General features: G+C 69.6%; 14 protein-coding genes. 10 read left to right on the top strand and 4 right to left on the bottom strand.

The features are described 5' to 3' along the window. The first annotated feature begins 63 nt into the window (after positions 1 to 63). From LSF15_RS01720 to LSF15_RS01705, 4 genes are read left to right on the top strand one after another with little or no spacing between them, the layout of a single operon-like run. On the top strand, positions 64 to 1,875 hold the full coding sequence (locus LSF15_RS01720) for an ABC transporter ATP-binding protein (RefSeq protein WP_232496792.1): 1,812 nt from the start codon (positions 64 to 66) through the stop codon (positions 1,873 to 1,875). Next, positions 1,872 to 2,966 carry a glycosyltransferase family 2 protein gene (locus LSF15_RS01715; RefSeq protein WP_232496791.1) on the top strand — a complete coding sequence of 365 codons (1,095 nt, stop codon included), beginning with the start codon at positions 1,872 to 1,874 and terminating at the stop codon, positions 2,964 to 2,966. Before LSF15_RS01720 ends, LSF15_RS01715 begins: the two co-directional genes overlap by 4 nt. Further along, a complete protein-coding gene (locus tag LSF15_RS01710; protein ID WP_232496790.1) occupies positions 2,963 to 4,111 on the top strand; it encodes a glycosyltransferase family protein in 1,149 nt (382 codons plus the stop codon). Before LSF15_RS01715 ends, LSF15_RS01710 begins: the two co-directional genes overlap by 4 nt. Next, positions 4,108 to 5,259 carry a glycosyltransferase family protein gene (locus LSF15_RS01705; protein WP_232496789.1) on the top strand — a complete coding sequence of 384 codons (1,152 nt, stop codon included), beginning with the start codon at positions 4,108 to 4,110 and terminating at the stop codon, positions 5,257 to 5,259. Before LSF15_RS01710 ends, LSF15_RS01705 begins: the two co-directional genes overlap by 4 nt. On the opposite strand, the gene wecB is transcribed toward LSF15_RS01705, so the two are convergent. Next, positions 5,222 to 6,298: a non-hydrolyzing UDP-N-acetylglucosamine 2-epimerase gene (wecB, locus tag LSF15_RS01700; RefSeq protein WP_232496788.1), complete on the bottom strand. Its 1,077-nt coding sequence runs from the start codon at positions 6,296 to 6,298 to the stop codon at positions 5,222 to 5,224. The two genes, LSF15_RS01705 and wecB, sit on opposite strands and share 38 nt — an antisense overlap. 104 nt (positions 6,299 to 6,402) lie before the next feature. Here wecB and LSF15_RS01695 point away from each other — a divergent pair, with 104 nt between their 5' ends. Further along, on the top strand, positions 6,403 to 7,620 hold the full coding sequence (locus LSF15_RS01695; protein ID WP_232496787.1) for a glycosyltransferase family protein: 1,218 nt from the start codon (positions 6,403 to 6,405) through the stop codon (positions 7,618 to 7,620). Here LSF15_RS01695 and LSF15_RS01690 read toward each other — a convergent pair whose 3' ends face one another. Next, positions 7,621 to 8,796, bottom strand: a complete 1,176-nt coding sequence (locus tag LSF15_RS01690; protein WP_232496786.1) for an acyltransferase family protein — start codon at positions 8,794 to 8,796, stop codon at positions 7,621 to 7,623. It abuts the gene before it with no gap. Between the two features lie 51 nt (positions 8,797 to 8,847). On the opposite strand from LSF15_RS01690, the gene LSF15_RS01685 reads away from it, so the two are divergent. The 5 genes from LSF15_RS01685 to LSF15_RS01665 all read left to right on the top strand — a co-directional run bounded on the left by LSF15_RS01685 (position 8,848) and on the right by LSF15_RS01665 (position 16,410). Then, a complete protein-coding gene (locus LSF15_RS01685; protein WP_232496785.1) occupies positions 8,848 to 9,930 on the top strand; it encodes a glycosyltransferase family A protein in 1,083 nt (360 codons plus the stop codon). Between the two features lie 65 nt (positions 9,931 to 9,995). Then, positions 9,996 to 11,297, top strand: a complete 1,302-nt coding sequence (locus LSF15_RS01680; protein ID WP_232496784.1) for a nucleotide sugar dehydrogenase — start codon at positions 9,996 to 9,998, stop codon at positions 11,295 to 11,297. Beyond that, positions 11,294 to 12,445 (top strand): UDP-galactopyranose mutase, encoded by a 1,152-nt coding sequence (gene glf, locus LSF15_RS01675; protein ID WP_232496783.1) that lies wholly within the window; start codon positions 11,294 to 11,296, stop codon positions 12,443 to 12,445. Before LSF15_RS01680 ends, glf begins: the two co-directional genes overlap by 4 nt. An 80-nt stretch (positions 12,446 to 12,525) precedes the next feature. Then, complete coding sequence (locus tag LSF15_RS01670; RefSeq protein ID WP_232496782.1) at positions 12,526 to 14,448, top strand: cell wall-binding repeat-containing protein; 1,923 nt, start codon at positions 12,526 to 12,528, stop codon at positions 14,446 to 14,448. A gap of 129 nt (positions 14,449 to 14,577) precedes the next feature. After that, a complete protein-coding gene (locus LSF15_RS01665; RefSeq protein ID WP_232496781.1) occupies positions 14,578 to 16,410 on the top strand; it encodes a cell wall-binding repeat-containing protein in 1,833 nt (610 codons plus the stop codon). A gap of 60 nt (positions 16,411 to 16,470) precedes the next feature. Here LSF15_RS01665 and LSF15_RS01660 read toward each other — a convergent pair whose 3' ends face one another. Then, entirely contained in the window at positions 16,471 to 18,387 is a 1,917-nt protein-coding gene (locus LSF15_RS01660; RefSeq protein WP_232496780.1) for a glycosyltransferase, read from the bottom strand. A 52-nt stretch (positions 18,388 to 18,439) separates the two neighbouring features. Then, positions 18,440 to 19,723 (bottom strand): lipopolysaccharide biosynthesis protein, encoded by a 1,284-nt coding sequence (locus tag LSF15_RS01655; protein ID WP_232496779.1) that lies wholly within the window; start codon positions 19,721 to 19,723, stop codon positions 18,440 to 18,442. Positions 19,724 to 19,833: the final 110 nt, after the last annotated feature.

Here is a 19,833-nt window from a genome sequence, read left to right as displayed (position 1 = left end):
CTCGAATGGACGACCCGGTACCCTGGCCCGGCATTCGCGAACACCAGTGAGAAAGAACCGACAGTGAAGGCTAACCTGCAGACGTTCCGGCGCATTCTGCCGCTCCTGCCCGCGAGAGCGCGTGTGTTCCTGTGGACCTACGTGGGGCTTTCCAGCGCCCTCGCCATCCTCGACATCGCCGCGCTCATGCTGCTGGCCGTCTCGCTCACCGGCATGGTCAACAACCAGCCCATCAACCTTCCGGTCATCGGCACCGTCGAGCCCGACGGGTACGCGTGGATCCTGCTGGTCGTGTGCGGCCTGATCATCCTCAAGTCGGTGCTCGCGGTCGGGCTGCAGTGGATGGCGACCCGGCGATTCGCGTCGTACGAGCTCGAGATCGGCGACCGCCTGTTCGACGCGTACATCAAGGCGCCGTGGACCGAGCGACTGCGCCGCAACACGTCGCAGCTCATCCGCCTCGCCGATGTCGGCATTGCGAGCGTCGTCGGCGGATTCATGCTGCCCCTGCTCTCGCTCCCGACCATGATCACCACCCTGATCGCCGTCGTCGCCGTACTCGTGATCGCACAGCCGGTGACCGCTGCCATCACCCTCGGGTACCTGGGCCTCATCGCCTTCGTGCTGTACTTCGTGGTCGCCCGCAAGTCGATCGAGGCCGGCCGGGTGAACCGCACCTACTCGTTCAAGGTCGCCGGACTGATGACCGACATGGTCAACGCCCTGAAAGAGATCACGCTGCGCAACAGCGCACCGACCGTCGCGCGAGCGGTGCACGACAACCGCATCCACACCACGCGGGCCCGGTCGAACCTGAGCTTTCTCGGCCAGCTGCCGAAGTTCGTGTTCGATGCGGCACTCGTCGGCGGGTTCCTGCTGGTCGGCGGCGCGGCGTTCCTCGGCAGCGGGGGCAACATGGCTGCAGCGTTCGCGTCGGTCGCGCTGTTCGGCGTCGCCGGCTACCGCCTCGTCCCGTCGCTGACGGGCTTCCAGGCCGTGATGATCCAGACGCACGCCAACGTGCTGATCGTCAACGACGTCATCAACGACATCGAGAAGTCGGTCGACTACGTGCGGTACGCCGACACCGTCGGCCGACAGCCGATCGTCGGCGAGCCGCAGCGTCTCGTGCTGAGCGATGTGCGCTTCACCTATCCGCAGCGCAGCGAGGCCGCCCTGCAGGGTGTCGACCTCGTCCTCCCGATGGGCACGACACTCGGCATCGCCGGGGCGTCGGGGGCGGGCAAGACCACGCTCGTCGACCTCGTGCTCGGGCTGCTCACCCCATCCCAGGGCAGCATCAGGCTCGACGGCGTCGACCTCGAGGACGTGCTGCTCGACTGGCGCTCACGCGTCGGGTACGTGCCCCAAGACGTCTCGCTGTTCGACGGCTCGGTGGCGCAGAATGTCGCGCTCACCTGGAGCGACGACGTCGATCGCGACAAGGTTCGCGAGGCGCTGAAGCGCGCACAGCTGTGGGACACGATCGAGCAGCGACCCGGCGGCATCGATTCGCGCATCGGCGACCGCGGCATGGCGCTCTCGGGCGGCCAGCGGCAGCGACTCGGCATCGCGAGGGCGCTCTACGGCGACCCGCTCGTGCTGGTGATGGACGAGGCGACGAGCGCGCTCGACACCAAGACCGAATCCGACGTGGCCTTCGCCATCCGCAACCTGCGCGGCCAGGTGACGATCGTCTCGGTCGCGCACCGCCTGTCGACGATCCGCGACAGCGACCAGGTCGTGTTCATGCGCGACGGCAGCATCCTCGCGAGCGGCACCTTCGACGAGGTCGTCGACGCGGTCCCCGACTTCGCCGTGCAGGCCGCACTCGCGGGCCTCGCCGACGAGGCCCGGGCCGGGGAGCGTCGATGACCCCAGGGGTCTCGGCGCCCGAACCGATCGTCGATGTCGTCGTCCCGATCCATGACCCGACGCGGCGCCTCGACCGTGCTGTCGCGTCGTTGCTGCACGGCGACGAGCCGATTCGCGTCACGGTCGTGTGCCATGGGATCGCGGCGACCACCATCGACTCGCAGCTGCCCGACGACCGTGCCCGCGTGCGGGTCGTCGAGTTCGCCGACGGCATCGCCTCGCCGCAGGGGCCGTTCAATCACGGCATCGACCTCGCGACCGCGCCGTTCGTCATGATCATGGGTTCCGATGACTACCTCGAGCCCGGTGCCGTCGCAGCATGGCTCGAGCATGTCGAGGCGGGTGGCGCCGACATCGTGCTGGCGCCGCTGCGCCACCAGTCGGGCGAGCTACTGCTGAATCCGCTGTCGCGCCCCCGGCGCCGCACCCGTCTCGACCCGGTGCGCGACCGCATGTTCTACCGGTCGGCCCCGCTCGGCCTGATTCGCCGGGACGTACTCGACGAGCGCGGCCTGCGCTTCACCGAGGGCGCGCAGACCGGCGGCGACCAGGCTGTCAGCCTCGCCCTCTGGACCGGCGGTCTGCGCATCGACTTCGACCGCCGCGCGCCGGCGTACGTGATCGGCTCCGATGCGCGCACGCGCGTGACCACGACGCCCCGGTCGATGCGCGTGCTCGCCGGGCCCGTGTTCGAGCTCCTCGCGTCCGAGCGTGCGCGCGCCCAGCCGGCACGCGTCCGTCGTTCGCTCGCGACCAAGCTGCTGCGCATCAACGTGCTCGGCTCGATCGTGCCCCGCACCGGGGTCGACGCGTGGTCGGCCGACGACATCGCGGCGACCCGCGAGGCCATCTCGTCGATCGTCGGGTTCGCGCCCGGCGGGCTCGACGACCTCTGCCGGGCTGATCGTGCGCTCATCGACGAGATTTCGCGTCCCGATGTCGACACCGAGCGCATCGTGGCCGCGATCGCCCGCCATCGGAGCGCAGGCCGCTTCGCGCGAACGTTCCCCCGCACGCTGTCGCGGTCGCTCTCGCGTGAGAGCGTGCTGCGCCGCTACGCCAACTACGCCGTCGTACGGTGGCGACCATGACGACCCCGGAGGTTCCATTGGCCCGCAGACGTCTGCTCATCCTGTCGTTCTCGCCGATCGCGTCCGACGCTCGTGTGCTCAAGCAGGTCGAGCTCTTCCGGCACGAGTACGACGTGACGACCTGCGCGATCGGGGAGTTCTCGGCTGACGGCATCGACCACATCCGGATTCCCGACGGATTGCCGGCGCGCGAGCTCGACGGGCGACTGATCACGCTGCGACAGTACCGTGCGGCGTACCGGCGAATCGGCGCAGTGGCGTGGAGCCGGCAGGCCTTGCGCGGCCGCGAGTTCGACGCCGTCCTCGCCAACGATGTCGAGGCGGTTCCGGTCGCGCTCGAGCTGCGCCCCCGCTTCGGCGTGCACGCCGACCTGCACGAGTACACCCCGCGGCTCCATGAGGAGAATCCCGCATGGAAGCGACGCATCCAGCCGTTCTGGGAGTGGATATGCCGTCGCTACGTGTCGCGCGCCCAGTCGTGGACCACGGTCGGCGAGGGCCTGGCCCGCGCGTACGAACGCGAGTTCGGCTTCGCACCCGAACTCGTCGTCAATGCGGCGCCGTTCACCGACCTGAAGCCGAGCGCCGTCGAGGATCCGATCAGGCTCGTGCACAGCGGCGCCTGCCTTCGTTCGCGGAACCTGATCGCGCTCATCGATGCCGTCGAGGCATCCGACGGTCGGTTCACCCTCGATCTGTTTCTCACGCCCAACGACCCCGGTCACCTCGCCGAGATCGCGGAGCGTGCCGGTGCCTCTTCGACGGTGCGCCTGAACGACCCGGTGCCGTACTCGCGGCTGCTGGCGATCCTCAACACGTTCGATGTCGGCGTTCACGTACTGCCGCCGCTGAACTTCAACAACGAGTGGGCGCTGCCCAACAAGCTCTTCGACTACATCCAGGCCCGGCTCGGCGTGATCGTCGGCCCGTCCCGCGAGATGGCCTCGTACGTCGTCGAGTACGGCATCGGGCGCGTGGCCGACGGATTCGATGCGACGGCCATCGCCGAGGTGCTCGCCGGGGTGCGCACCGACGAGGTCGCCGCATGGAAGTCGAGTGCAGGACTCGCCGCCGACGAGCTCTCGGCCGAGCGGCAGAACATCGTCTGGGCCACGGCGGTCGAGCGATTGATGCAGCGATCGTGACGCCTCGTCCGAGCCTCGCGATCATCTCGTTCTCGGTGATCGCGTCCGACGCGCGGGTGCTGAAGCAGGTCTCGGCGCTGCGCCATCGCTATGCCGTCACCGTCGTCGGGTACGGCCCGAAGGTCGAGGGGGTCGAGGAGTTCATCGCGATCCCCGACGACCGCGTGTACTGGCGGTACAACCGGGCCGCGCTGATCCTGCGGTCGTATCGCCTCGCGTATTGGCGCAACCCGGCCGTCGCATACGCGCGACGCGCGCTTCGCGGGCGGGAGTTCGACGTCGTGTTCGCGAACGATGTCGACACCGTCGGGCTGGCGCTCGACCTGAAGCCGGCGGGCGGGGTGCACGTCGACCTCCACGAGTACGCGCCGCGGCAGAAGGAGGAGGTGCCGCGCTGGCGCCGATTCGTGGCGCCGTTCGTCCGCTGGATGTGCAGCACGTTCGTGGCGAAGGCGTCATCGTGGACGACCGTCGGCAACGGTCTCGCCCGCGAGTACGAACGGGAGTTCGGGTTCCGCCCCGACGTCGTGACCAATGCCGCGCCCTACGCGCCACTGACGCCGCAGCCCGTGGCGACGCCGATCAGGCTGGTCCACAGCGGCGTGTGCCTGCGCAACCGCAACCTGATGGCCCTCATCGACGCCGTCGGCCTGGCGCGCGCGCCGGTCTCGATGGACCTGTACCTGACGCCGAACGATCCGGCGCATCTCGAAGAGCTGCGCGAGCGTGCCCGGGCCGTCGGTTCCGTCGTCGTCCACGATCCCGTGCCGTATCGCGAGCTGGTCGAGACGCTGAACGCGTACGACGTGGGGGTGTTCGCCGGTCCGCCGGTGAACTTCAACGCCGAGTGGGCGCTGCCGAACAAACTGTTCGACTTCGTGCAGGCACGGCTGGGGGTCGTGGTCGGGCCGTCGCCCGAGATGGCGGCGTACGTCGAATCGCACGGCTTCGGCCGGGTCACGGCGGGATTCGATGCGGCGGAGATCGCCGACGCCTACGATGCGTTGACCACTGCCGACGTCGAGGCCTGGAAGGCACGCTCGCACGCGGTCGCCGAGGAGCTCTCGGCCGAGCACCAGGTGCTGATCTGGCAGAGGGCTGTCGATGAGCTCAGCGCGCGTCGGCGACCCGGGCAGCGAGCTCGCTGATCACGAGCTGCGCCGCGGTGCCCTGACCGTATGGCGTCGCGTCGGTCGGCTGGGGAGCCGCGCGCCGCAACGAGCGCGGAACATCGGCCGGATCGTCGATCAGCACGTTCCAGCCGAGCTCGACCGTCTCGACCCACTCGGTCTCGGTTCGGATCGTCGTGCACGGCACGCGCAGCAGGAACGCCTCCTTCTGCAACCCGCCCGAATCGGTGACGACCGCACCGCCGGCCATCACGGCGCTGATCAGCTCGGGATAGCCGAGCGGCGCGTGGGCGACGAGGTTTCCCGAGTCGAGTGCGATGCCCGCCGCGTCGGCACGGGCGCGCAGTCGCGGATGCGCGAGCAGCACGACCGGACGGTCGGCCGCGGCGAGCCCCGCGACGATCGCCCTCAGCCGATCGGGGTCGTCGGTGTTCTCGGCCCGGTGGATCGTCGCAACGGCGAAGCCGCCCGGTTCGAGCCCCAGCTCTTCGACGAGTCGTGACGGCGTGCCCGACACCTCGTCGCGCACGCGGTACAGCACGTCGGTCATCACGTCGCCGACCACGACCGTGCGGTCGGCGAGGCCTTCGCCGGCGAGATGACGGGCCGCGACCTCGGTGGGGGCGAGCAACAGGTCGGCGGCGTGGTCGGTGAGCACCCGATTGTGCTCTTCGGGCATGCGCCGATTGAACGAGCGGAGCCCGGCCTCGAGGTGCGCGACCGGCACGTGCATCTTTACGGCGCTGAGGGTCGCGGCAAGGGTCGAGTTCGTGTCGCCGTACACCAGCACCCAGTCGGGCCGGTGCTCGTCGATGACCGCGTCGAGCGCGGCGAGCATGGCGCCCGTCTGCACCCCGTGGCTGCCGGAGCCGACGCCGAGGTGCACGTCGGGGTTCGGGATGCCCAGCTCCGCGAAGAACACGTCCGAGAGCATCGGGTCGTAGTGCTGCCCGGTGTGCACGATCACGTGTTCAGCGCCAGCAGCGATGGCCGCTTCTGCGATGGGGGCGAGCTTGACGAACTGCGGACGGGCGCCGACGACGCTCAGAATCTTCACCCCGAGATCGTACCCGAGCCCCGGGAGATGACACTGATAACGTCATACGAGCGACCGGCCCTGCCCGAGGCGGTCGGCGAACCCCGACCCTCGAAGGAGGCACCGTGCTGCCGAAGGGCGTGACCGCGGTCGGAATCTCGGTGCTTCGCCACGTGCCCGACGGCGTGCTCCGGGTGGTGCTCCCGCGTCGACTGCGGTTCGATGCGCGGTCGATTCCGGTTCCCGCACCCGATTCGGATGCCCCGATCCGGCTGTTCATCGGCCCGGTCAACTTCGCGGGCCAGTCCTTTCAGTGGGCCCGGGCGGCCGAACGCGGCGTCGAGGGGGTCTCGGCGGTCACCATGGCGTACTCGGCGGGCTCCGAGTACGGCTTCCCGATCGACGTCAGGGTGCCGGCCTCGGCGTACCTGATGAGCGCGGCCTGGCAGCGGCGCGAGCGCGAAGCGGTCCGCAGCCGTTTCACCCACGTCATCTACGAGGCCGGCCGGCACCTCTTCGGCAACGTGTATCGCGAGACGGTGGCCGATGAGATCCGCTGGTTGCAGGCCGCGGGCGTTCGCGTCGCCATGCTCACCCACGGCAGCGACATGCGCGTTCCGAGCCGGCACGCCGAGGCGCACGCCGACTCGCCGTTCCGGTCGACCGACTGGCCGCTCGTTCCGGCGCTCGAGGCCGAAGCACGACGCAATCGTGCGCTCCTCGATGAGGTCGGAGTCCCCATCTTCGCCTCGACGCCCGGCATGCTCGACGACGTGCCCGAAGCACGGTGGCTGCCCGTCGTCGTCGACGCCGGGCGCTGGGCCAACGACACGCAGCCCATGCAGCGTGAGCGCCCGCTCGTCGTCCACGCCCCGACGAACTCGGTGATCAAGGGCACCGAGCTCATCGAGCCGATCGTGCGCGACCTCCATGATCGCGGCCTGATCGAGTACCGCCGCATCCAGGGCGTGCCGTCGGCCGAGATGCCCGCGCTGTTCCGCGAGGCCGACATCGTGCTCGACCAGTTCCGCCTGGGCGACTACGGTGTCGCGGCATGCGAGGCGCTCGCCGCGGGGCGCATCGTCGTCGGGCACGTCCACGAGTCGGTCCGTGCCGCCGTCGAGCGCGAGACGGGTCGGGCGCTGCCGATCGTCGAATCGGATGCCGCGAGCCTCGCCCGGGTGCTCGGTGACCTGGTCTCGCATCGTGATCGCGCTCGAGAGCTCGCCGCGCGAGGCCCCACCTTCGTGCGCGAGGTGCACGACGGCAGGCGGTCGGCCGAGGCGATGCGACCGTTCCTGACCGGACGCGATGGCGATGGCGGCTCGTCGCGCCCGCGCTGATCAGGCGACGGGTGCCTTCGCGCGGCGTGCCGCGCGGGTGTCCCACCAGCTGCGCAGGCGCCGTTCGAGCGGACGCTCGACGAGGTAGTGCAGCGCCGCGGCCGCGGCGATCGACACGATGAGCAGCGCGCCGTACCAGATGAGGTTCGACCACCCGACCGGCTGCGCACCGGTGATCGAGAGCACGCCGTAGATGATCGTGGCGTGCACCAGGTAGAAGGCGTACGACCACTCGCCGAGCAGCACGAGCGGGCGGGAGCGCAGCAGCGAGAACCGCTTCGAGACGTCGCGCCACGCGACGGCGGCGATCGTCACGGCGAACAGCAGGATGATCCACTCGTTCGACGTCGCGAGGAAGAACGACGCAGCTGAACCGGGTGTGGCGATTCGCGGTGCGAGCACGATGGCGGCGAGCAGCGCCCCGCCGACGAGGTAGCAGTACAGCGGCTTGATGTGCACCCGCCAGCCCATGCGCATCGCGTGGGCGATGCCGATGCCGATGACGAACTCCGAGAGCCGCGAGATCGGGAGGGGGAGGTCGCCGAGCCAGGAATCGGGGAGCAGGATCACCGCGATGCGATAGGCGAGGGCGGCGGCGAAGACGGCGCCCGTGAGAATGAGCGCGCCGCGCACCCGCAGCCCGACGAACAGGCGATACAGGGCCGGGTGCAGCGCATAGAAGAACGCCTCGCAGGTGAGGGTCCAGGCAGCGGGATTGCCCGAGAAGAGGATCGTGGGATCACGCGACCAGCCCTGCAGCAGCACGACCGAGAGCAGCAGGATTCCGAGGTCGAACGGCTTCACCCACCAGTCGGCCGGATCGGGGTTGAAGCTGTAGAAGACCGGAATCGCGAGCAGCAGCGCCACGAAGTGCGACGGGTAGATGCGTGCGAACCGACGCCACCAGAACGTCGATTTGGGCGTCTCGGGGCGGGCCGACCAGGTCAGCACGAAGCCCGAGAGCACGAAGAAGAACGTCACGCCGTAGTTGCCGTAGGCGAGGGCGTGGTGGATCGGCAGGGGTGCCAGGTTCGTCATGTGGTGTGCGAACACCGCGAACGCGGCCCACCAGCGCAGTCCGGTGAGCGAGTCGAGTCGCGGCATGCGCGCAGACGGCGCGGCCGTCGCCGGCGAGTCGGTGCGCGTGAGCGCTGCCTGAGCCGCCGGAGAAGTCATATTGAGGGATTCTAGACTGTCGGCTCGCATGCGGCCTGCTACCGTCGCCTTGTGCCGGATCCTGACGTCGATCACATCATCGCGGTACACGACCCGTCGCGCCCGATCGCGCGGGCGGTGGGCTCGGTGCTCGATCACACCCGGTGCCGCGTTCGCGTCACGGTGGTCTGCCACAACACCGACGGCGCCGAGGTGCGTCGACTCCTCGGCCGCCGCGGCGACGATTCCCGGCTGCGGTTCATCGACCTCGACGACGGGATCGCGAGTCCGTCAGGCCCGTTCAATGCGGGATTGGATGCCGCGACGGCGAGCTATACGTCGATCATGGGGTCCGATGATGAGCTCGAACCCGGGGCGATCGATTCCTGGCTGCGCCTCGCACGCGACGTCGGCGCCGATGCCGTGATCCCGCGGGTGCGCCACGCCGCCGGGCCGTTCGTGGCCACGCCGCCGACCCGGCCCTGGCGACGTCGCCGCCTCGATGGCGTGCGCGACCGTCTCGCCTATCGGAGTGCGCCGCTCGGCCTCGTCGCGAGAGCACGCTTCGGGGCGATGCGGTTTCCGCCGAACCTCGGCTCCGGCGAGGACGTGCAGTACGTCGCGGGGCTGTGGTTCGCGGGTGCGAACATCGCGTTCGACCGCTCCGGACCGGCGTACCTCGTGCACGCCGACTCGGCGAACCGCGTGTCGACGCATCGGCGGCCGATGAGCGTCGACACCGCGTTCGTCGGGCCGCTGCTCGAATCGACGGAGTTCTCGGCGCTGTCTCCTCGGCAACGCGAAGCGCTCGTCGTGAAGCTGCTTCGGGTGAACGTGGTCAGCTGGGTCGTCAATCGCCCTCGACCCGACGACTGGACGGGCGACGACCGCACCGAACTGGCCGACTGCGCCAGTCGTTGCATCAGCGCCGCACCGTCATCGCTCAGGGCGCTGTCGCGGGCCGATCGAGATCTGCTCGACGCGGTCGTCGATCCTCGAGGCCCGCTCGAGCGGGTGATCGAACTCGGTCGCGCGCGCGGCCGGTTCGCGAGCGCCGCCGCATTGTTGCCGCGCCGCATCGTCGATTCCCTGCACCGCGAGGCCCCGCTCCGCTTCGGTGTGGCGTCGGTGCTGGTGCGAGGCCGTTCGCGCTGACGCCGGCGCGGCCGCTCGCGCCGGCGCGGCCGATCCGTCGTCCGCCGCATCGTAGACTTGAGCCCATGCGTATCGCCGTCGTGGCCCTCGGAAAGATCGGCCTCCCCCTTGCTGTGCAGTTCGCCGATCAGGGCCATGAGGTCGTCGGCGTCGACGTGAACCAGGCGGTCGTCGACCTGGTCAACACCGGCACCGAGCCGTTCCCGGGCGAGGCGCACCTGCAAGAGAAGCTCACCGAGCTCGTGCCCGCCGGCCGCCTGCGCGCCACCACCGACTACGCCGACGCGATCCCGGGTGCCGATGCCGTCGTCATCGTCGTGCCGCTCTTCGTGAACGACACCACGTGGGAGCCCGACTTCGGCTGGATGGACGCCGCGACCCGTTCGCTCGCCGAGCACCTCACGCCCGGCACACTGGTCTCCTATGAGACGACCCTCCCGGTCGGCACCACGCGAGGCCGCTGGAAGCCGCTCATCGAAGAGGTCTCGGGCCTCACCGAGGGCACCGACTTCCACCTCGTGTTCTCGCCCGAGCGCGTGCTCACGGGGCGCGTGTTCGCCGACCTCCGCAAGTACCCGAAGCTCGTCGGCGGCCTCTCGCCCGCCGGCGTTGCGCGCGCGATCGAGTTCTACGAGTCGGTGCTCACCTTCGACGAGCGCCCCGACCTCGCCCGCCCCAACGGGGTCTGGGACATGGGTTCGGCAGAGGCATCCGAGATGGCGAAGCTCGCCGAGACGACCTACCGCGACGTCAACATCGGCCTCGCCAACCAGTTCGCCCTCTACGCCGACGAGGTCGGCATCGACGTCTACGCCGTCATCGAGGCGTGCAACTCGCAGCCGTTCAGCCACATCCACCGCCCGGGCATCGCGGTCGGCGGCCACTGCATCCCCGTCTACCCGCGGCTGTACCTCTCGACCGACAACGACGCCGAGATCGTGCGCACGGCGCGGCTCCTCAACGCATCGATGCCCGACCGGCTCGTCGCGCAGGCCGCCGGCGTGCTCGGCGACCTCACCGGCCTCACCGCCGTCGTGCTCGGTGCCGCGTATCGCGGTGGCGTGAAAGAGACGGCGTTCTCGGGCGTGTTCGCCACGGTCGAGGCGCTCGAGTCGCGGGGTGCGATCGTCGCCGTGCACGACCCGCTGTACACCGACGCCGAACTCGAGCGCTTCGGGTGGACCCCCTTCCACATCGGCGAGTCCGCCGACCTCGCGATCGTGCAGGCCGACCACGCCGACTACGCCGGTCTGTCCGCGGCCGATGTTCCCGGCATCCGCCTGCTCGTCGACGGCCGCAACGCCACCGCCGCCGACCGCTGGGTGGGCACACCGCGGCTCGTGATCGGCGCGGGCGGCGTGCGATGACCGACCTCGTCGTCGTCGGGTCGGGGTTCTTCGGCCTGACGATCGCCGAACGTGCCGCGACCGAGCTCGGGCTCACTGTGCAGGTCATCGACCGTCGCGACCACATCGGCGGCAACGCGTTCAGCGAAGACGACCCGACCACGGGCATCGAGGTGCACAAGTACGGTGCGCACCTGTTCCACACGTCGAACGAGCGTGTCTGGGAGTACGTCAACCGCTTCACGGCGTTCACTTCGTACCAGCACAAGGTCTACACGAACCACAACGGCGTCGTGTACCCGCTGCCGGTCAACCTCGGCACGATCAACCAGTTCTTCGGCGCCGCCTACTCGCCTGCCGAGGCACGCGACCTCATCGCCTCGCAGGCCGGCGAGTTCGACACGAAGTCGGCTGCGAACCTCGAAGAGAAGGCGATCTCGCTGATCGGCCGCCCGCTCTACGAGGCGTTCATCCGCGACTACACGGCGAAGCAGTGGCAGACCGACCCGACCGAGCTGCCCGCCGAGGTCATCAGCCGGCTGCCGGTGCGCTACAACTACGACAACCGCTACTTCAACGACACCCACGAGGGCCTGCCCGTCGACGGCTACACGGCGTGGATCGAGCGCATGGCCGACCACCCGAAGATCGACGTCAAGCTCAGCACCGACTTCTTCGACGCGTCGCAGCCGGTCAACAGGTCCGCGACCGTCGGCAACGTGCCCGTCGTGTACACCGGGCCGGTCGACCGGTACTTCGACTACTCCGAGGGCGAGCTCAGCTGGCGTACCCTCGACTTCGAGCGCGAGGTCGTCGCGGTCGGCGACTACCAGGGCACCTCGGTCATGAACTACGCCGACGCCTCGGTTCCGTACACGCGTATCCACGAGTTCCGGCACTTCCACCCCGAGCGCGAGTACCCGGCCGACAAGACCATCATCATGCGCGAGTTCTCGCGGTTCGCCGACCGTGGCGACGAGCCGTACTACCCGGTGAACACACCGCACGACCGCGCGGCGCTGCTCGCCTACCGCGAGCTTCAAGACGGCGAGCACGACGTGTTCTTCGGCGGCCGACTCGGCACCTACCAGTACCTCGACATGCACATGGCGATCGGTTCGGCACTCAGCATGTGGGGCAACCGCCTCGAAGCGCACCTGTCGCGCTGACCTTGGTCGGGCGATCTCGCTGCATTGGTGTGCGGCGATGTGCATGACAGCGGCGCGCGCCGGTGATTAGGGTGGGCTGCATGAAGAGGCTGGTCGTCGGAATCGCGGCAGGAGTGCTCGTCGCGTCGAGCCTCGTCCTTCCCGCGCAGGCATCCGAGAATCCCGTGGCGTCTGCCGCGACGGCGGGTGCCTCCACGCCGTCCGCGCCGTCTGCGCCGTCTGCGCCGACGCTCGGCGACGGCGACGACACCGTCGACGAACTCGCCCTGCACGAGGCGCACATCGCCCAGCAGGCGGCGACGGCAGCCGAACCCATCCCAGGCGATGCGGTGGCACGGCAGGCGGCGGCGAAGCGCGCCGAGCTCGATGCCGTCATCGTCGACGACGGCTTCGCTGCGGCGGCGGTGGCTCCCTTCTACGCGGGCAACCTCATCTCGGGCGCGAACTTCAACAATGGGTCGGCGATGACCGAGGCCGAGATCCAGGCATTCCTGAAGCGCATGGTCGGCACCTGCGCGACTTCGTCGTGCCTGGCGAACCTCAAGATGAACACGCCGACGCGCACTTGGAGCTTCGGCACGTGCGCCACCTACCGCGGGGGCACCGCAGAGTCGGCGGCGCGCATCATCTACAAGGTGCAGCGCGCGTGCAATCTCAGCGCGAAGGTGATCCTCGTCACACTGCAGAAGGAGCAGTCGCTGCTGACCGACCCCGCCCCGACGGCGGGCGTGCTGCGCAAGGCGATGGGGTACGGATGTCCCGACACCGCAGCCTGCGACTCCACGTACTACGGCTTCTTCAACCAGGTGTTCGCCGCGGCGCGGCAGTTGACCTGGTATGGCAACCCCGGTGGATCGTTCACGTGGTTGAAGGTCGGCCAGCCCAACCACATCCTGTTCCACCCCGATTCGGCCCGCTGCGGGGGGTCGAGCGTGACGATCCGCAACGCCGCCACGGCGGCGCTCTACTACTACACCCCGTATCAGCCGAACTCCGCTGCCCTCGCGAATCTCTACGGCACCGGTGATGCCTGTTCGTCGTACGGCAACCGCAACTTCTGGCGCATGTACAACGACTGGTTCGGCGACCCGCGCGTGAGCACGGCGATTCCGATCACGAGGATGTCGGGCGAGGATCGCTTCGCGACTGCCGCCGCGATCTCGAAGCGCAGTTATCCGAACCCCGGTGTGCCGGTCGTCTACATCGCGTCGGGTCTCGACTTCGCCGACGCCCTCGCCGCGGCACCCGCCGCGGCGCATCAGGGCGGGCCGCTGCTCCTGACCACGAAATGGACCGTCCCGAGCGCGACGCTCGCCGAGCTGAAGCGGCTGGCACCCCGGCAGATCGTGATCTCGGGCGGCGGGGGAGCGATCGGAGGGGCGGTGGCGAGCGCCCTCGCCGCGATCGCACCCACGGTGCGGGTCGGCGGGGCCGACCGGTTCGAGACGTCGCGCCTGCTGGCCGATCATGCCTTCGACTCCGCCGCTGCCGCGTACCTGGCGACGGGGCACGACTTCCCCGACGGGCTCTCGGCAGGTGCTGCGGCAGGTGCGCTCGACGTCCCCGTCGTGCTCGTCGACGGCAGGGCCGGGCAACTCGATGCGGCGACGTTCGCGACGCTCGGCGCGCTCAACGTGCCCGAGGTGCGCATCGCGGGCGGCACGAGCGTGGTGTCGGCGGGGATCGCGTCGAGCCTCACCGCCGCATCGCTCGTGGTGAAGCGGTACGGCGGCGCCGATCGCTACGCGACCAGCGTCGCGCTGAACCGGGCGGCCTTCGGCATGCGCGCCAACGTCTTCATGGCGACCGGCGCACTGTTCCCCGACGCCCTCAGCGGGGCGGCTGCGGCGGGTGCCGCCGGCGACCCGCTGTACCTCGCGCGCCCGAACTGCGTGCCGAGCCCGGTGCGCAGCGCCCTGATGGCGCACGGCGCCACGTCGCTCACGCTGCTCGGCGGCCCCGGCGCGCTGAACGACGGGGTCGCGTACCTTCGGCTCTGCTGAGCACCGTCGACGAATCGGGGGATGACAGGGCATGTGATCCCCCGTTAGGGTGACATCCGGACCCCTACGTCCGCAGTTGCATCGGCCCGAACCCGGCGCCACCGTGGGGTGCGCCTCGGAGGTGCATGCATGAAGAAGCTCGCGATCGGTCTCGTCTCAACCCTGCTCCTCAGTGCAGCCTTCGTGTCGCCGGCTCACGCCGCCGGCTCCGGCGCGCTCGACGACGCAGCGGCCCAAGCAATGCACCTCGAGGGCCAAGCGGCGAACGCCGGTGAAGCGGTGCCGGGCGATCCCGAGGCCGTTGCCGACGCCGAGGCACGCGCCGCAATCGATGAGGCCGCCGGCGAGGCATCCGGTTCATCGTCGTTCCAGACCGCCGCGGCCACCGGATTCACGGCGGGCAACCTCATCGCCGACGCCAACTTCTACAATGGCAACGCGATGAGCGAGGCGGCGATCCAGGCGTTCCTCGTGAAGATGGGCGGTGGGCTCGCGAAGCTCGCGATGCCGACCGAAGACATCAACTGGAGCTATGGCACCTGCGCGGGGTACGTGGGGGCCGCGAGCGAGTCCGCCGCACGCATCATCTTCAAGGTGCAACGCGCATGCGGGCTGAGCGCACGGGTCATCCTCGTGACGTTGCAGAAGGAGCAGTCGCTGCTCACGAACAAGGCGCCGTCGGCTGACACGCTCAACAAGGCGATGGGGTACGGATGTCCCGACACCGCCGCCTGCGATCCCGAGTACGCCGGGTTCTTCAGGCAGGTGGCATTCGCCGCACGACAGCTGACCTGGTACAACAACCCCGCGGGCTCGTTCACGACGCTCAAGATCGGGCAGCCGAATGCGATCGCCTACCACCCCGACTCGGCGTGCAAGAGCGCGAACGTGACGATCGCGAACGCCGCGACCGCCGCGCTCTACTACTACACGCCGTTCCAGCCCAACGCCGCCGCGATCAAGAACCTCTACGGCTCGGGCGATGCCTGTTCGTCGTACGGCAACCGCAACTTCTGGCGCATGTACACCGACTGGTTCGGCGACCCGCGAGCGGGTGCCGCGCTCACGTCGACGCGGTTGCAGGGCGCCGACCGGTACGCCACCGCCGCCGCGATCTCGCTCGCTGGATTCCAGGAACCCGGGGTCCCGGTCGTGTACGTCGCCTCGGGGACGCAGTTCGCCGACGCGCTCGCCGCAGCCCCGGCCGCGGCGCACCTCGGCGGGCCGATGCTGCTGACCGAGAAGTGGTCGGTTCCCACCGCGACCCTCGCCGAGCTCAATCGCCTCGCCCCGCAACGCATCGTCGTGGTGGGCGGCACCGGGGCGATCGGCGGATCGACTGCGAACACGCTCGCGAAGATCGCGCCGGTCCGGCGCATCGGCGGGGCCGACCGCTACGAGACCTCGCGCAACATCGCCGCCGATGCGTTCCGCGGCGCGTCCGTCGCTTCGGCGTATGTCGCCACCGGTCGAGACTTCCCCGACGGCCTCAGCGCCGGTGCTGCCGCCGGTGCGCTCGACGTTCCCGTCGTGCTCGTCGACGGCAAGGCGGCTCGGGTCGACGGGCCGACCACCACGGTGCTCCGCAATCTCGGCGTCGGCGACGTGCGCATCGCCGGCGGCACGGGCGCGGTGTCGAGCGGCCTGCAGTCGAGCATCGGCTCGGCAGGGTTCACGGTGCGCCGGTACGCCGGCACCGACCGGTACTCGACGAGTGTGGCGATCAACTCGGTCTTCCGCACGACCGAGAACGCCTATGTCGCGACGGGCGCCGCGTTCCCCGACGCGCTCACCGGTGCCGCCGCAGCGGGCGCCGCCGGCGATCCGCTCTTCCTGTCGCAGTCGACCTGTGTGCCGCCGTCGACGCGCGTCGCGGTGTTCGCGAAGGGCACGACGCACCTCACGCTGCTCGGCGGCACCGGCGCGCTCAGCAGTCGGGTCGCCTCGCTGCAGTCGTGCTGAGCCTCGATCGGGCGCGGCGTCGCCGCGTCCGGTCGGGTGCGGCCCAGCGTGACGCCGACGCTACTTCGGGAAGTGCTCGCGCCACGCCTCGGGCGAGGTGATCTCGGGCAACGCCGCGCGGTACTCGCGAGCGAGCTCGGGCCAGCGCCGCTTGAGTTCGCGGTGCAGGCGCCGGCTGTCGGTGAGCAGCCGGCGGAACGTCTTGCGGTCGCGTGTGTAGCGCACCTTTCCGGCGCCATCGGCCGTCGAGACGAGCGCACTGTCGAAGTACGGCAGGCGGAACCAGGTGCCGTCGCGCTTGGCGAGTTCGACCTGGGGCTCGGCGACGTTCGCCGGGTCGGGATTCGTGAACCACTGGCGGGCCGTCATCTTCACGGTGAACAGGGCGAGCGGAATGCCCCGCGGCCCCTTCGGGCCGGCCGTGCCGCTCGGCACCGGGTAGACGCGCTTGCCCTCGACGGTCATCGGGATGTCGTGGTCGTCGCGCAGCACCGTCTTCTCGGGGAAGTCGGCCATTGCGGCGCGCAGTTCGCCGAGGATGGTGGGCATGCCCCGCTGCATGTGCGCAGGGCCTGAGAGGATGTCGCGAAGGGCGCGGTGCCGCATGGTCACCGGGTAGTACTGCATCGAGAGCAGGTGCTTGAGATCCCAGCGCTCGCTGTCACTGGTGAGCGACCCGCCACCGGCGTGGGGAGAGTGCAGCAGGGCGGCGACGATGCGGTTGCGCGCGTGGAAGTACGCCTGCCAGTCGATGGAGTCGTCCTTGTCGAGCCACGAGACATGCCAGAGCGCCATGCCCGGCAGCGTCACGGTGGGGTAGCCCGCGCCACGTGCACGCAAGCAGTACTCGGCGTCGTCCCACTTGATGAACGCCGGCAGCGAGAGACCCACGTTGCGCACGACCTCGGTCGGGATGAGGCAGAACCACCACCCGTTGTAGTCGGCGTCCATGCGGGCGTGCATCCAGGCGGTCTGGCGCAGGTTCGAGAACCTGAAGTCGTGCGGCACCGATTCGTGCGGCTGCGCTCGCCATACGAACGGCTTGAGGTCGACGGTCTCGGCGAACGCGTGCAGCACCGGGCGGTTGAGCAGGTCGAACATGTGCCCGCCCACGATCATCGGCCGGGTCGTGTGGCGCGCGAACCGCACGGCGCGTGCGATGCTCTCGGGTTCGATGGTGACGTCGTCGTCGAGCAGGATGATGAAGTCGCTCTCGCCCGCGTCGAGCGTCTCGGCCATCGAACGCGCGAATCCGCCCGAGCCGCCGAGATTCGGTTGTTCGATCACGGTCAGGGCGTCGCCGAGTTCGGCGGCGACGGCCTCGAACCCGGCCTCGTCGCGAACCTTCTGATTGCCCTGGTCGACGATGTACACGCGGTCGAGGACATCGCGAACGGTGGGGTCGGCCGCAAGGGCGTCGAGGGTGCGCACGCAGTAATCGGGCTTGTTGAACGTGGTGATGCCGATCGAGGCTGCGCCGGAACGCAGCTGCGGAGCATCCGTCGTCCAGCTGCCGCCCCCGACGACGACCTCGCTGTCGCCTGCGACGACCTCGAACCAGTACCAGCCGCCGTCGCCGAACGACGTGACCGGCAGCTCGATGTCGTGCACGACCGTGTCGGTGAAGGGTTCGGATGCCACGCGCTGCGGCACTCCCTGAGCGGTCGAACGGTAGACGAGCAGCGTGCCTTCGCCGCTCGTCTCGACGGTGAGGCGCACGCGCTCGACGTTCGTCCACTGCTGCCAGTACGACGCCGGGAACGCGTTGAAGTAGCTCGCGAACGAGACGCGCTCGCCCGCGCCGATGCGGAAGCGGTCGCGCGCGACGATGTCGTCGAGATGTGCACGGTCGCTGACGCGCACCTCGCGTTCGCCGACCTTGGCCCACACGTCGGCGTCGACGTACAGGGAGATGACGTCGGGATCGGCATCTTGCGGGAAGACGACGCGTTGGATCTCGTTCCAGGTCAAGCTCACGCTGTACTGCTCCGTAGGGGATCGATGGATCGCGCCAGCCCCCGTGACGCGACTATGAGCCTACTGTCTCTCGCCTGCGAAGTTTCGGAGCGAGCGTCACGAGCTGAACACCGAGCACGCAGAGCTCGGCGGCGGCGAGGCCCCAGGCGACGCCGGGCGCGCCGATCCAGAGCAGCAGCGGCAGCATCAGGGCGGTGCCCACGACGGCGCCCACGATCGTGCTGGTCGCGAGGGCACGGGTCAGGCCGAACGCCGTGAGACAGGCGAATCCCGTGAGCTGCGACGCGAGAATCGCGGCGAGGTTGACCGCCATCGGCACGGCGAGGGCGAGGGGGATCGACAGCGTGCCGCCCGAGAGCACATCGCCGATCCACGGGCCCGCGACGGCGTAGACGATGCCGCCGAGCGCGCCGAGGCCGAGCGCGATCGCGGTGACACGTCGCGCCCGCCCGGCCAACTCGGCGGGGTCGGGGGATGGGACCCAGCCCTGGGCGATCTGCACGACCGGTCGCGTCGAGTACAGCGCGAGCCGCACGATGCGTTCGGCGAGCGCGTAGACGGCGGTCGCCTGCGGCAGGAAGAGGTCGATGAGCACGATCGGCACGTTGACGTAGATCGACGACGTCGCCGACATCGCAACCGGACTCGCCTGCCCGCGAAGGTTGCGCATCGCGCGAATGGGCGACAGCGTCAGGTGCCAGCCGCGGTACCGCGAGAGGATGTTCCAGGTGCTGATCACGGCCGAGACGACGACGCCCGCGAGCTGCAGGGCGGCGAAGGCGATGACGTCGCCGGTGGCGATGAGCACGAGCGCCCCGGCGACCGTGCCGGCGATGCGCGGGACCGTGTCGATGAGCAGGAACCGCAGCGGACTCGCCTCGCCGACGAAGAACCACCCGGCGCCGAGCGCCACGAGTACGCCGCTCGCCACCGTCAGGCCCGCGAGCAGGGCATCATCGCCGATGATGACGATGGCGATCGCGATCGAGGCGGGAAGGATCACGACGCACAGCCAGGCCCGGCTGAGCAGCGACTCGAAGTAGTATGCCCCTCGTCGGTCGTCGGCGAGGCTCGCGACCTCGGTCGGCCCGACGACGCCCCACCCGTAGACGGCGAAGACGAACGCGAACCCGGCCACGGCCTGCGCCACTGCGATGGTCGCCCAGGCACCGGCTCCGGCGGCGACGATGATCGCGGGGATGACGGCGAGGCTCACGACGCCGCTGATCGCGACCGACAAGCCGTAGCCCCCTGCGAACCGCAGCGCAGTCTTCGTTCTCACGCGCTCGCGACCTCCGTCGGACTCGGGCTCTGGCGCCCGGGGTGTCGTGCGCATTCCCCGACATTCTTCCCTATATACACGAAGAGTAGGAACCCGGGGTTTCACATAGAATCGGGGCGCCCCCATGCCAACCGTCGCCATCAGTCCGTCGAACGAAGGAACCC

This window comes from Agromyces humatus, from assembly GCF_021228295.1.
Classification (GTDB): Bacteria; Actinomycetota; Actinomycetes; order Actinomycetales; family Microbacteriaceae; genus Agromyces; species Agromyces humatus.
This window is presented reverse-complemented; position numbering and strand designations above follow the sequence as displayed.